The organism is Oceanisphaera sp. IT1-181 (assembly GCF_033807535.1).
Lineage (GTDB): Bacteria > Pseudomonadota > Gammaproteobacteria > Enterobacterales > Aeromonadaceae > Oceanimonas.
On record NZ_CP136856.1, the window covers coordinates 1,137,806 to 1,151,595 of the forward strand.

9 protein-coding genes are annotated in these 13,790 nt (G+C 51.6%); 7 read left to right on the forward strand and 2 right to left on the reverse strand.

Annotated features, from left to right (window positions below; all coding sequences use genetic code 11):
* Positions 1-4 precede the first annotated feature (4 nt).
* The 5 genes from R0134_RS05285 (at position 5) to sucD (ending at position 7,032) form a co-directional block, all read left to right on the forward strand.
* A complete protein-coding gene (locus R0134_RS05285; protein WP_087034637.1) occupies positions 5-721 on the forward strand; it encodes a succinate dehydrogenase iron-sulfur subunit in 717 nt (238 codons plus the stop codon).
* Between the two features lie 121 nt (positions 722-842).
* Positions 843-3,653 (forward strand): 2-oxoglutarate dehydrogenase E1 component, encoded by a 2,811-nt coding sequence (gene sucA / locus R0134_RS05290; RefSeq protein WP_319783789.1) that lies wholly within the window; start codon positions 843-845, stop codon positions 3,651-3,653.
* Positions 3,654-3,671: 18 nt separating this feature from the next.
* On the forward strand, positions 3,672-4,910 hold the full coding sequence (gene odhB, locus R0134_RS05295; RefSeq protein ID WP_319783790.1) for a 2-oxoglutarate dehydrogenase complex dihydrolipoyllysine-residue succinyltransferase: 1,239 nt from the start codon (positions 3,672-3,674) through the stop codon (positions 4,908-4,910).
* Positions 4,911-4,985: 75 nt separating this feature from the next.
* Complete coding sequence (sucC, locus tag R0134_RS05300) at positions 4,986-6,152, forward strand: ADP-forming succinate--CoA ligase subunit beta (protein ID WP_319783791.1); 1,167 nt, start codon at positions 4,986-4,988, stop codon at positions 6,150-6,152.
* Positions 6,153-6,156: 4 nt separating this feature from the next.
* Positions 6,157-7,032 (forward strand): succinate--CoA ligase subunit alpha, encoded by an 876-nt coding sequence (sucD, locus tag R0134_RS05305; protein ID WP_319783792.1) that lies wholly within the window; start codon positions 6,157-6,159, stop codon positions 7,030-7,032.
* 475 nt (positions 7,033-7,507) lie between these two features.
* Here the strand turns inward: sucD and R0134_RS05310 are convergent, their stop codons facing one another.
* Both R0134_RS05310 and xseA read right to left on the reverse strand, forming a co-directional pair.
* On the reverse strand, positions 7,508-8,602 hold the full coding sequence (locus R0134_RS05310; RefSeq protein ID WP_319783793.1) for a transporter substrate-binding domain-containing protein: 1,095 nt from the start codon (positions 8,600-8,602) through the stop codon (positions 7,508-7,510).
* Between the two features lie 427 nt (positions 8,603-9,029).
* Complete coding sequence (gene xseA, locus R0134_RS05315) at positions 9,030-10,385, reverse strand: exodeoxyribonuclease VII large subunit (protein ID WP_319783794.1); 1,356 nt, start codon at positions 10,383-10,385, stop codon at positions 9,030-9,032.
* Positions 10,386-10,544: 159 nt separating this feature from the next.
* Here xseA and guaB point away from each other — a divergent pair, with 159 nt between their 5' ends.
* Positions 10,545-12,008: an IMP dehydrogenase gene (guaB, locus tag R0134_RS05320; RefSeq protein ID WP_319783795.1), complete on the forward strand. Its 1,464-nt coding sequence runs from the start codon at positions 10,545-10,547 to the stop codon at positions 12,006-12,008.
* Between the two features lie 105 nt (positions 12,009-12,113).
* A complete protein-coding gene (guaA, locus tag R0134_RS05325) occupies positions 12,114-13,688 on the forward strand; it encodes a glutamine-hydrolyzing GMP synthase (RefSeq protein ID WP_319783796.1) in 1,575 nt (524 codons plus the stop codon).
* Positions 13,689-13,790: the final 102 nt, after the last annotated feature.

The following is a 13,790-nucleotide window of genomic DNA, read 5'->3' on the forward strand; positions in this document are numbered from 1 at the left end:
CAAGATGCAAGTCACTATTTCGGTTTACCGTTATAACCCAGAAACAGATGCTAAGCCGTATATGAAAGACTATCAGCTGGAAGTGGCTGAAGGTTCCGACATGATGGTGTTGGATGCGCTGTTGGCATTAAAAGAACAAGATCCCAGCTTGTCGTTTCGCCGCTCCTGCCGTGAAGGCGTGTGTGGCTCAGATGGCATGAACATGAACGGCAAGAACGGCTTAGCCTGTATCACGCCCTTGTCTACTTTGCTTAAGCAAGGTAACAAGATAGTGGTACGCCCGCTGCCCGGACTCCCTGTGGTACGCGACTTGGTTATCGACTTAACCCAGTTTTACACTCAGTGGGAAAAAATTAAGCCGTTTCTTATCGCCGATGAAAAGCTGCCACCCGCCCGCGAGCATTTACAAAGCCCTGCCGAGCGAGAAAAGCTGGACGGTCTGTACGAGTGTATTCTGTGCGCTTGTTGCTCGACCGCCTGTCCGTCATTTTGGTGGAACCCCGACAAGTTTATTGGCCCCGCCGGCTTATTGGCCGCCTATCGTTGGTTGTCTGACAGCCGTGATACCGGTACTGAAGAGCGCTTATCGGGCATGGAAGATGCCTTTAGTGTGTTCCGCTGTCATACCATCATGAACTGTACCGATGTGTGCCCGAAAGGCTTAAACCCCAGCAAGGCCATCGGTAATATTAAGTCCATGTTGTTAAAGCGGGCAGTGTAGAATTAATCGCGAAAGGGCAGTAGACCTTAAGCAATGAGCAAGATAATGGCCGCTCGCAAGGGCGGCTTAACCTGACGACCCCCAGACAGTAACCCTGTCGAGACGTTATAAAGGGATAAAAATGCACAATGGCGTTATGCAAGCCTGGCTGGAATCCTCTTACCTGGCCGGTGCCAATGCGACCTATGTCGAAGACCTTTACGAAGATTATCTGGCCGATCCTGAGTCGGTGCCTGAGCAATGGCAAGTCGTGTTTAGCGAATTGCCACCGCAAAAGGATAACGTAGAAGATCTGCCTCATTCACAGGTAAGAGATTATTTTCGCCGTCTTGCTAAAGACACTTCTCGTCATGACACACCAGTTAGCGACCCGCATACGGATGCCAAGCAAGTAAAAGTCTTGCAGCTGATTAACGCTTATCGTTTTCGCGGTCATCAAAATGCGAACCTAGACCCGCTTAATCTGTGGGATCGCAAGGCGGTGGCTGAGCTGGATCCGGCGTTTCATAATCTGACCGGCTCGGATCTTGAGGCCACCTTTAACGTGGGCTCTTACGCCATTGGTCAAGAGACCATGGTGTTAAAAGACTTAGTCGCCGCACTGAAGAAAACCTATTGTGGCTCTGTGGGTGCAGAATACATGCACATCACCAGTACTCGCGAAAAGCGTTGGATCCAAAGCCAGCTTGAGACTGTGATTGGTGAGCCTAAATTTAGCCAAGCGGATAAGCTGCGCTTCTTAGACAGCTTAAACGCCGCCGAAGGCTTAGAAAAATACCTAGGCGCTAAGTTCCCCGGTGCTAAGCGCTTCTCGCTGGAAGGCGGCGATGCGCTGGTGCCCATGACCAAAGAGCTGATCCGTCGCTTTGGTGAAAACGGCGGTAAAGAAGTGGTGATCGGCATGGCCCACCGTGGCCGCTTAAATATGCTGGTTAACGTCTTGGGTAAACGCCCACAAGACTTGTTTGATGCCTTTGCCGGTAAATACGAAGTGCAAAGCTCAGGCGACGTTAAATACCACATGGGCTTTAGCTCAGACTTCGACACGCCGGGCGGCAATGTGCATTTGGCACTGGCCTTTAACCCCTCGCATTTAGAAATTGTTAACCCTGTGGTTATCGGCTCGGTGCGCGCGCGCATGGATCGACTGGACAACCCAGACGGTCGCCAAGTGCTGCCGATTACCATACACGGTGACTCGGCCTTTGCCGGTCAAGGTGTGGTAGCAGAAACCTTTAATATGTCGCTGACCCGAGGCTACGGCGTGGGCGGCACAGTGCGTATCGTTATCAATAACCAAGTGGGCTTTACCACTTCAAACCCAAGAGATACGCGCTCTACCGAATATTGCACCGATATCGCTAAAATGGTGCAGGCGCCGATTTTCCACGTTAATGCCGACGACCCAGAAGCCGTGGTGCAAGTGACCCAATTAGCGCTGGATTATCGTAATGAGTTTGGTCGCGATGTGGTGATTGACTTGGTTTGTTATCGCCGCCATGGCCATAACGAAGCCGATGAGCCAAGTGCGACTCAGCCGTTGATGTACAAAAAAATCAAACAGCACCCCACGCCGCGTAAAATCTATGCGGACAAGCTGATTGCCAACGGCACTATTAGTACTGAAGACACCACTGTCATGATCAACGAGTATCGCGATTCGCTCGATGGCGGTGAGTGTGTGGTGAAAGAATGGCGTTCTACGGACAATATTACCGTTGATTGGACACCGTATCTTAATCACGAATGGGACATGAAATATGATGACCATTATGAGCTTGATGCGCTAAAAGACGTGGCCAAGCGAGTAACGGATTATCCTGAAAGTCATCCGTTACAGCGCCAAGTGGGCAGAATTTACGACGACCGTAAGCTGATGGCCAAGGGCGAAAAGCTCGCCGATTGGGGTTTTGCCGAAGTGTTGGCTTATGCCACCTTGTGCGAGCAAGGCTATGAAGTGCGCTTAACAGGCCAAGACTCCGGCCGTGGTACTTTCTTCCACCGGCATGCGGTGTTGCACAACCAAGAAAACGCCAGTACCTATACGCCTTTGTGTCATTTGTCCGAAGACCAAGGCCAGTTTCAGGTATATGACTCAGTCTTGAGTGAAATGGCGGTCATGGCGTTTGAGTACGGTTATGCGACCGCCGAGCCTGCTGGTTTAACCATTTGGGAAGCGCAGTTTGGTGACTTTGCCAACGGCGCCCAGGTAGTGATTGACCAATTTGTGAGCTCAGGCGAGCAAAAGTGGGGTCGTATGTGTGGCTTAACGCTGTTGTTACCGCACGGCTACGAAGGCCAAGGCCCAGAGCACTCCAGTGCGCGCCTTGAGCGTTTCTTGCAATTGTGCGCTGAGCACAACATGCAAGTGGTGATCCCGACCACCCCGGCTCAGGTGTTCCATATGCTGCGCCGCCAAGTGTTGCGACCCATGCGCCGCCCGTTAGTGGTGATGTCGCCTAAGTCGTTATTGCGCCATCCACTGGCGGTTTCTGACTTAGAAACCATGGCCAACGGCACTTTCTTGAACGCAATTGGCGAAATAGATGATCTGGATCCCAAAGGCGTGAAGCGTGTAGTGCTGTGCTCTGGCAAGGTGTATTACGATCTGCTGGAAGCACGCCGCAAGAACGAACAAACCGACGTGGCCCTAATTCGTATTGAGCAGTTGTATCCCTTCCCGCAGGAAGAGGTGGCCGCCATTTTAGAAGATTATCAACACGTCACCGATTTTGTTTGGTGTCAGGAAGAGCCACAAAATCAGGGCGCTTGGTATTGCAGCCAACACCATTTCCGTGCCGCCATTCCGGCGGGTGCCAGCTTAGGTTATAGCGGGCGTGACGCATCGGCCTCACCGGCAGTGGGTTACACCTCAGTTCACTTACAACAACAAAAAGCGCTAGTCGAAGACGCATTGACGCCGACAGCTTAACGCACTAAGGACATATTGATGACCATCGAAATCAAGGTTCCAGACTTACCAGAGTCCGTCGCCGATGCTACTATCGCCACTTGGCATAAACAACCTGGAGACAGGGTTGAACGTGACGAAGTGATCGTCGACATCGAAACCGATAAGGTAGTGCTGGAAGTGCCTGCACCTGAAGCCGGCATTTTAGAAGCCATTATCGAAGAAGAAGGCGCCACCGTACTGGGCCAGCAATTAATTGGTCGCTTAAAAGTGGGTGTCGCCGCCGGCGAAGCCACCAAAGAAAAAACCGCCTCTGCAGACAGCAAAGCGGATGCCGCATCAAACGATAAGTCAGACGCAAAATCAGACGTTAAAGGCGACGATGACAACTTAAGCCCAGCGGTACGCCGCTTAGTGGCCGAGCACAATATCGACGCTGCTCAAGTATCGGGTTCAGGTAAAGGCGGTCGCATCACCAAAGAAGACGTGGAAGCCTTTATCAAGCAGGGTGGCAAAAAAGCGCCCGCCGCTGCCTCAGCAAAGGCTGCTAGCCCTGTTGTTGAAGTGGCACTGGGTGAGCGCACCGAAAAGCGCGTGCCCATGAGCCGCTTGCGCAAGCGCGTGGCCGAGCGTCTGCTCGAAGCGAAAAACACCACCGCCATGTTGACCACCTTTAACGAGGTGAACATGGGTCCGATTATGGCATTGCGCAAGCAGTACCAAGATCAGTTTGAAAAGCGCCACGATGTGCGTTTAGGCTTTATGTCGTTCTATGTGAAGGCAGTGGTGGAGTCCCTCAAGCGCTTCCCAGAAGTGAATGCCTCACTGGATGGCGATGATATCGTCTATCACAACTTCTTCGACGTCAGCATTGCTGTGTCCACGCCGCGCGGCTTGGTGACACCGGTACTGCGCGACTGCGATCGCTTAAGTCTGGCCGATATCGAGAAAGATATTAAAGCGCTGGCCATTAAAGGTCGTGATGGTAAGTTGACGGTTGATGATATGACCGGCGGTAACTTCACTATCACCAACGGTGGTGTATTTGGCTCACTGATGTCGACGCCCATTATTAACCCGCCGCAAAGCGCCATCTTGGGTATGCACAAGATTGAAGACCGCCCAGTGGCCGTAAATGGCCAAGTGGTGATCCAGCCGATGATGTATTTGGCATTGTCGTATGACCACCGTATGATTGATGGCCGTGAGTCGGTCAGCTTCTTAGTTTCGATTAAAGAGCTACTCGAAGACCCGACGCGTCTGTTGTTAGACGTGTAACAATAATAATAAAAAGGTCGGACTTAGTGCCGGCCTTCTTTTTACTCTAAAACCCTCATAAAACGGAAACTCAACATGAATTTGCATGAATATCAGGCAAAGAAATTGTTTGCTGACTACGGGTTACCCGTGTCAAAAGGCTATGCATGTGACACTCCACAGGAAGCAGTGGACGCCGCCGATAAGTTAGGCGGTAGTATGTGGGTGGTTAAATGTCAGGTTCATGCCGGAGGCCGTGGTAAGGCGGGCGGCGTTAAACTGGCTAAGACGAAAGAAGAAATCAAAGAGTTTGCTCAACATTGGCTTGGTCAACACTTGGTCACTTACCAGACCGACGCCAAAGGCCAGCCGGTTAGCAAAATTTTAGTGGAAGCCTGCAGCAGCATTGCCAAAGAGCTGTATTTAGGCGCAGTGGTCGACCGTAGTACCCGCCGTGTGGTCTTTATGGCCTCTACCGAAGGCGGAGTAGAAATAGAAACCGTTGCCAAAGAAACGCCAGAATTAATCCACAAAGCGGCCATCGATCCGCTCGTGGGTCCGCAAGCCTATCAAGGCCGAGAGCTGGCTTTTAAATTGGGACTAGAAGGCAAACAGGTAAAGCAATTTACCCACATATTTTTAGGTTTAGGTCAGATGTTTAACGACCTGGACTTCGCATTATTAGAAGTGAATCCGCTGGTGATCACAGGTGAGGGCGATTTATTGTGCCTCGATGGCAAAATCAATATCGACTCCAACGCCATGTATCGCCAGCCAACATTACAAGAAATGCACGATCCCAGCCAAGATGATGCCCGTGAAGCCCATGCGGCCAAGTTTGAGCTGAACTATGTGGCACTCGATGGCAACATCGGTTGCATGGTGAATGGCGCGGGGCTGGCCATGGGCACCATGGATATCGTGAATCTGCACGGTGGATCCCCAGCTAACTTCCTTGATGTAGGGGGCGGTGCTACTAAAGAGCGCGTGACTGAAGCCTTTAAGATTATTCTCTCTGATCCTAACGTAAAAGCGGTATTGGTGAATATCTTTGGCGGCATAGTACGCTGCGACATGATAGCCGACGGCATTATTGGTGCGGTAAAAGAGGTGGGTGTTGAAGTACCGGTCGTGGTACGCCTTGAGGGCAACAACGCCGCTGCTGGCACGGCAAAGCTTGCCGAGTCAGGCTTAAACATCATTGCCGCCACCAGCTTGAGCGACGCCGCCGAGCGCGTGGTTCACGCCGCACAGGGGAAATAAACTGATGAGCATTTTAATTAATAAAGATACTAAGGTCATTTGCCAAGGTTTTACCGGCGATCAGGGTACGTTTCACTCTGAGCAAGCCATTGAATATGGCACCCAAATGGTCGGCGGTGTATCACCGGGCAAAGGCGGCACCACGCATCTAGGTCTGCCCGTGTTTAATACGGTGCGCGAAGCCGTTGAAGCCACCGGTGCCACGGCCTCGGTGATTTATGTGCCAGCGGCCTTTTGTAAAGACGCCATCTTAGAAGCCATAGATGCGGGCATTGAGCTGATTGTGACCATTACCGAAGGCATTCCAACACTGGATATGCTGGACGTAAAAGTGAAGTTAGAGCAAACCGGCGTGCGCATGATTGGCCCTAACTGCCCCGGTGTGATCACGCCCGGTGAAAGCAAGATTGGCATTATGCCCGGCAGCATTCATCGCAAAGGCCGCGTGGGTATTATCTCGCGCTCCGGCACCCTGACCTATGAAGCGGTGAAGCAAACCACAGACGAAGGCTTTGGTCAGTCAAGCTGTGTGGGTATTGGCGGCGACCCTATTCCGGGTTCAAGCTTTATCGATATTCTAGAATTGTTCCAAGAAGATCCCGAAACCGAAGCCATTGTGATGATTGGTGAAATTGGCGGCACCGCCGAAGAAGAAGCTGCCGCCTACATCAAGGCCCACGTCACTAAGCCGGTGGTGTCTTACATTGCGGGTGTTACGGCACCAGCCGGTAAGCGCATGGGCCACGCGGGTGCCATTATCTCTGGTGGTACGGGCACGGCAGATGAAAAGTTTGCCGCACTGGAAGACGCCGGCGTAAAAACCGTGCGCTCACTGGCCGATATCGGCAGCGCCTTGCGCGAAGTGACCGGTTGGAAATAGTGTACCGAGCGCGCTAGCTCTTAATGCTGTAGCGCATTAGCGACCCGAACAATACAAGGAGCCTCACGGCTCCTTTTTTATTGCTGATTAATTAAGCAACACCCAGAGTAAGACCAAGTAAAAAACCGAGCCTAACAGCTCGGTTTTTTTATGCCGTCATCCTGACGCACGTCAGGATCTCGTTGTACGTAGTCCTTTAAATTCTGAAGCCAACAACCGACACCATACTTGTAGCCGCCCGTCTCTTTGGTAAAGAGGACTTCGGCGGTCCTGCGAAGCAGGATGTTTTTAATCATAATAATCCCAAAACCATACCTAATACTCTTTATCTACGATACGGGCACACTACAAAACATCACTTTTGTTGGCTCTCGTAAACTCCGCAATACGCATAAAAAAACCGAGCTTATGAGGCTCGGTTTTTATTTTTATCTGCGCAATATTCACAGCTAGATTTTCTTAGCTTTTAGAAGGGCTATTGTTCTTTTCCCAAGTAGGTGGCTTGCACATCGCTCCAGTCGCTGTCTTCGGTGATCCTCAACACTTGCTGGGAGATTTGGGCACGCAACGGGCTGTGCTCTGGCAATGCCAAAGCATACAACTGCTGGGCAAATACGCCGGGCAGTACGGTGAGCTTTTGGCCTAGTTGTAAGTTGCGGTATTGCAGTAGCGCACGGTCATAAACAATGGCGTCTGTTTCACCGTTAATCACCGACTGCATGGCGGTAGTCAAATCCGGATAGGTTTGATAGCGAATGCGCTCTTCTTCCAAAAAGCGCTCGCTGGCGGTTTCGGGAATGGTGGCTACCAGCTTGCCGGGCAAGTCGTTAATACCTTGAATACCGGTACGCAGATTGCTCACGGTTAACGACGAGGTAATGGCGGCGGTAAAGCTGGCCACCATTATCATGCCGGCAAACATCCATACCAGACCGATAATACGCCCAGCAAAAGAGGCGGGGGCTTTGTCGCCGTAGCCGACCGTGGTCATGGTGACCGCAGCCCACCAAAAACTGGCACCTATACCTTGGGCGGGGGTACCGCCAAATTGTTCCGGATTCGCGCGTCGTTCAGCCAGCCACAACAGAAAACCCGCCGCTAACAGCAGGGCGCTCAGTGCCAGTACCACACTTAAAAACTGCCAGCTGAGCAGTGCCTTAAAACTGGAAAGTAGGCTGTGCGTCGGCACCTCGGGCACCGCAATCGACAGGCCGGTTTGATAGAAGGGATGGGTGAAATCAAAGCGCGTATCTCGGTCTGCAGTCATGGTTAATGCGCCGACGGCTACGTCTACCTCGCCGTTTTCAACCGCATCCAGCAAGGCACTAAATTTCATGGGCAGCAATTCAAACTCGCGATCTAGCCCTGCGGCTATGTCTTTCCAAAGATCGATACTGATGCCTTCCCAGCGGCCGTCTTCGGCTTGCATCACAAAGGGCGGCACTTCGGTAATACCGACTTTTAACACAGCTTGCTGAGCTTGCTCTTGCGCCAGAACTTGAGCTGAAAGACCAAACGTAGTGAATAACAGGTAAAAAACAATTTTTATAAGCTTCGTATTTCTAAACATAGAGATTCTAAACATGGCGTTATGGACCAGAAACGGCCTTCCCTGATGATTGGTAAGAAGTGACGACTCTGAACAGCCGCAGTTAGATAGTGGAAGCAATAAGCCCCAAGTGGAGAATACCGACTTGGACTGCAGATTTGAACCGCGGAAGCCGAAAGCAGGAAAAACAATGGTGGAGGTATTGAGCAGTTTGTCTTAAAGACTCAACACTTATTAGCAACGGAAGAACGCGGAACGCACGGAAAAATAGCGATTAAATCTGAAAGGTATTTAATAGTTAAGAGCTAATGCCAAGCCTTAAGCCGTCATCCAGATGACAATCAGGATCTCGCTTTAGGTGTTAATACTAAAAACGAGATACTGGGGCAAGCCCAGTATGACGGCTAATGCTGACGTACGGCGTAACGCGTTTAACGTTACTCATTCGTTATTCAGTAACTTGCTCTACGCGACTCACCACTTCACCTTGGGCTAAGCGGGTACGCAGTTTATCGCCCACCTGAACTTGGCTGGCGGCGGTAATTACTTGGCTATTTTGTGTATTAGTCTCATTAAGCGTAATACTGTAACCGCGCGCCAGTGTTGCCAAGGGGCTGATGGCATTCAAGCGAGAGCCCGCCAGTGCCAATTGATGTTCGCCGCGGGCTAAGCGGGTTTTCATCTGAGTTTGCAAGCGCTGCTGTAAGGCTTGTAGCGTCGCTCTGCGGCTTTGTAAGTGCTGAGCTGGATGTTGGTGGCTTAAGCGCAGCTTGCTTTGCCCTAGGCGCTGCTGGGCCTGACTAAAGCGTTGGCGAAACGCGCGTTGTAATCGAGACTGCAGTTGATCCAGCTGTTGTGCTTGTTGTTGTAGTTGCTGGCGCGGATGCTGCAGCTGTAAGCGCGCGCTTAAGCGGGCCAGCAGTTGGCCACTTTGTAACAGATAACGACGCTGAGCTTGTTGCAAACGCTGTTGCCACTGCTGATATTGCGCTTGCTGGGCATTGCCATCACGGCTGATTAATTCGGCGGCGGCAGAGGGCGTAGGTGCGCGCATATCTGCGACCAAATCACTTAAGGTGAAGTCCACCTCATGGCCCACGGCGCTTACTATCGGCAAATGAGAGGCGGCCATGGCGCGTATCAGGCGTTCATCGTTAAAACACCATAAGTCTTCTAATGAGCCACCACCGCGCGCCAAAATAAGCACGTCTGTCTCGGCGCGTCGATTGGCAGTTTCAAGCGCGGCGACTAACTGCATCGCTGCCGGCTCGCCTTGCACTTGGGCAGGGTAAATAATCACCTGCAAGTGCGGCGCGCGCCGTGCCAGTACGCTTAAAATATCCTGCAGTGCGGCACCGGTGGGTGAGCTAATAATGCCCACTCGGCTGGGGTGGGCGGGTAACGGCTGCTTCAGTGAGTCTGCAAACAAACCTTCTTCAAACAGGCGCTGTTTGAGCGCTTCATATTGTTGCTTAAGCAGGCCTTCACCGGCGGGCGCCATGGTTTGCGCCACCAGTTGATAATCGCCTCTGGGCTCATATAAGGTCACTTTACCGAAGATAAGCACCTGATCGCCGTTTTTCGGCCGAAAAGCCACGCTGCGGTTATTGCCTTTAAACATGGCGCAACGTAATTGTGACTGACTGTCTTTCAGCGAAAAATACCAATGCCCCGAGCTTGGGGTAGAGAGGTTGGAAATTTCACCGCTAATGGCCACCGTGCCCAGCTCGCCTTCAAGCAACAAGCGCGCATGCCGATTGAGGTGGGTGACCGTATAAACCTGAGTTGACGTTTCTTGCTGCAAAATGGCCTCGGAAGAGTATCTTTATGTGAAAGTAAGCCCTTTTAAGGCCTATTTTGCGCTTTATTGGCCAAAATAACAAAAATAGCTTTACCGACAAGGCCGACATGCCTAAAATTCTACTGCAATATTTTTACCCCCCCAACTATGGTGAATATTGCGATGCTAAGAATTATTCAAGACGCCTTAACCTTCGATGATGTACTGCTAGTTCCTGCCCATTCTACTGTGCTTCCCAACACTGCAGACCTTAAAACGCGCCTCACGCGTGACATTACGCTTAACATCCCCATTGTTTCTGCCGCCATGGACACCATCACCGAAGCTGACCTCGCTATTGCGCTTGCTCAAGAAGGTGGTATTGGCTTTATTCATAAGAATATGTCCATCGAAGCCCAAGCTGCCCAAGTGCGCAAAGTAAAGAAATTCGAAAGTGGTGTGGTTTCCGACCCCGTTACCGTGCGCCCAGAAATGACCATAGGTGATGTGCGTGAACAAACCCTGATCAACGGCTTTGCCGGTTACCCCGTAGTCACCGCAGCGGGCGAGCTGGTCGGTATTATTACCGGTCGTGATATGCGCTTCGTGCAAGACATGAGCAAGCGTGTTGACCAAGTGATGACCGAAAAATCCCGCTTAGTCACCGTAAAAGCCGGTGCCCCTCGTGACCTCGTTGAATCCCTGATGCAACAACACCGCATAGAAAAAGTGTTGGTAGTGAGCGAGCAAGGCCTGTTAACCGGCATGATCAGCGCGAAAGACTTCCAAAAAGCCGAAAGTAAGCCTAACGCTTGTAAAGATGACCAAGGTCGCTTGCGCGTAGGTGCGGCCGTGGGTGCGGCTCCAGGCAACGAAGAGCGCATTCAAGCGCTGGTTGACGCCGGGTTAGACGTGCTGTTAATTGACTCCTCTCACGGTCATTCCGAAGGCGTACTCGAGCGCATTCGTGAAACCCGCCGTGCATTCCCAGACTTGGCTATTGTCGGTGGCAACGTGGCCACCGGTGCTGGTGCTTTGGCCTTGGCCGAAGCGGGCGCCAGTGCCGTTAAAGTGGGCATAGGTCCGGGTTCTATTTGTACTACCCGTATCGTGACCGGTTGCGGTGTGCCGCAAATTACTGCAGTTGCGGACGCGGTAGACGCGCTAAAAGACTTAGGTATACCTGTGATTGCCGATGGTGGCATTCGCTTCTCCGGCGACATCGCCAAGGCCTTGGCTGCTGGCGCTCATTGCGTGATGATGGGCTCTATGTTTGCGGGCACCGAAGAATCACCCGGCGAAATTGAATTATTCCAAGGTCGCTCTTTTAAGTCGTACCGAGGTATGGGATCCTTAGGCGCCATGAGCAAAGGCTCCAGCGACCGTTATTTTCAGACCGATAATGCGGCGGATAAGCTGGTCCCTGAAGGTATCGAAGGCCGCGTACCTTATAAAGGTAAGCTGAAAGAGATTATCCATCAGCAAATGGGCGGTCTGCGCAGTGCCATGGGATTAACTGGCAGTGCGACTATAGATTGTCTGCGCACCAAAGCAGAATTTGTTAAGATATCGGGCGCCGGCATTCAAGAATCGCACGTGCATGATGTGACCATCACCAAAGAAGCCCCTAACTACCGGTTGGGGTAATCTAAAAAAGCAGTAGACGGGGGGCTGATTCCCCCGTTTTTCTATTGCCGTCTGCCCCCCATAGGCGGTCCTTGTAATGAATAGAAAGTAACGAGTAGGAAGACAATGATCAAAAACATTCATGATAACCGGATCTTGATCCTGGATTTCGGCTCGCAATATACTCAACTGATAGCCCGCCGCGTTCGGGAGTTGGGTGTGTATTGTGAGTTGTGGCCATGGGACGTAACCGATGCCAAAATCCGCGACTTTAAGCCAAATGGCATTATCTTGTCTGGGGGGCCTGAGTCCGTTACTGAAGCTAACAGCCCACGCGCACCGCAATATGTGTTTGACGCCGGCGTGCCAGTATTTGGTATTTGCTACGGCATGCAAACCATGGCCGAACAGTTAGGCGGCTCTGTTGCCGGTTCAACTGAACGCGAGTTTGGTTATGCTCAAGTACAGCGCGTTGCTGACTGTGCTTTGTTTGCCAATATTGAAGACGCCATCGACGCTAACGGTCAGCCGTTACTCGATGTGTGGATGAGCCATGGCGATAAAGTCGTGAGCTTGCCTGAAGGCTTCGAGAAAGTGGCGCAAACGGGCAGCTGCCCATTCGCCGCCATGGCTGATGAAAAGCGCAAGTTCTACGGCGTACAGTTTCACCCAGAAGTGACCCATACTCGCCAAGGCGCGCGTATGCTGGAGCAGTTCATTCATGATATCTGTGGTTGCGAAGCGTTATGGACGCCTTCCACCATTATCGACGACGCAGTTGCACGCTTACGCGAGCAAGTAGGCAGCGACAAGGTTATCTTAGGTCTGTCGGGTGGTGTAGATTCATCCGTTACCGCTATGCTGTTGCACCGCGCCATTGGCCCGCAGCTGACCTGTGTGTTCGTGGATAACGGCTTATTGCGCCTAAACGAAGCCGAGCAGGTGATGGATATGTTTGGTGATCATTTTGGTCTCAATATTATTCACGTACCCGCAGAAGACAGGTTCTTGTCTGCTCTTGCCGGTGAATCTGAGCCAGAAGCCAAGCGTAAGATCATTGGTCGCGTGTTTATCGAAGTGTTCGACGAATATGCGGGCAAAATTCAAGACGTGAAATGGCTGGCTCAAGGCACCATCTACCCAGACATTATTGAGTCTGCAGGTGCCGGCGGTAAGGCGCACGTGATCAAGTCTCACCATAACGTGGGTGGTTTACCTGCCGACATGAAGATGGGCTTGGTTGAGCCGCTTAAAGAGCTGTTCAAAGATGAAGTGCGTCGCATTGGTTTAGAGCTTGGCCTGCCATACGACATGCTGTATCGCCATCCGTTCCCAGGCCCAGGCCTAGGTGTGCGGGTATTAGGTGAAGTGAAGAAAGAATACTGTGACCTGTTACGCCGCGCCGATGCCATCTTCATTGAAGAGCTGCACAAGCACGACTTGTATAACAAGGTTAGTCAGGCCTTCACCGTGTTCTTGCCAGTACGTTCAGTGGGCGTTATGGGCGATGCCCGTAAGTACGACTGGGTAGTGTCACTGCGTGCCGTAGAAACTATCGACTTTATGACTGCACATTGGGCACACCTGCCTTATGACTTCTTAGGCCACGTGTCTAATCGCATCATTAATGAAGTAGATGGCATCTCCCGCGTGGTTTATGACATCTCTGGTAAGCCACCGGCGACCATTGAGTGGGAATAAGCCAGCTGCCTGATTAGGGCAAATTGCTAAATGAGAAGGGCGCTTAGGCGCCCTTTTTAATATCTAAAGGAACCGGTTGATAAGACAATTAGGTCGCTCAGG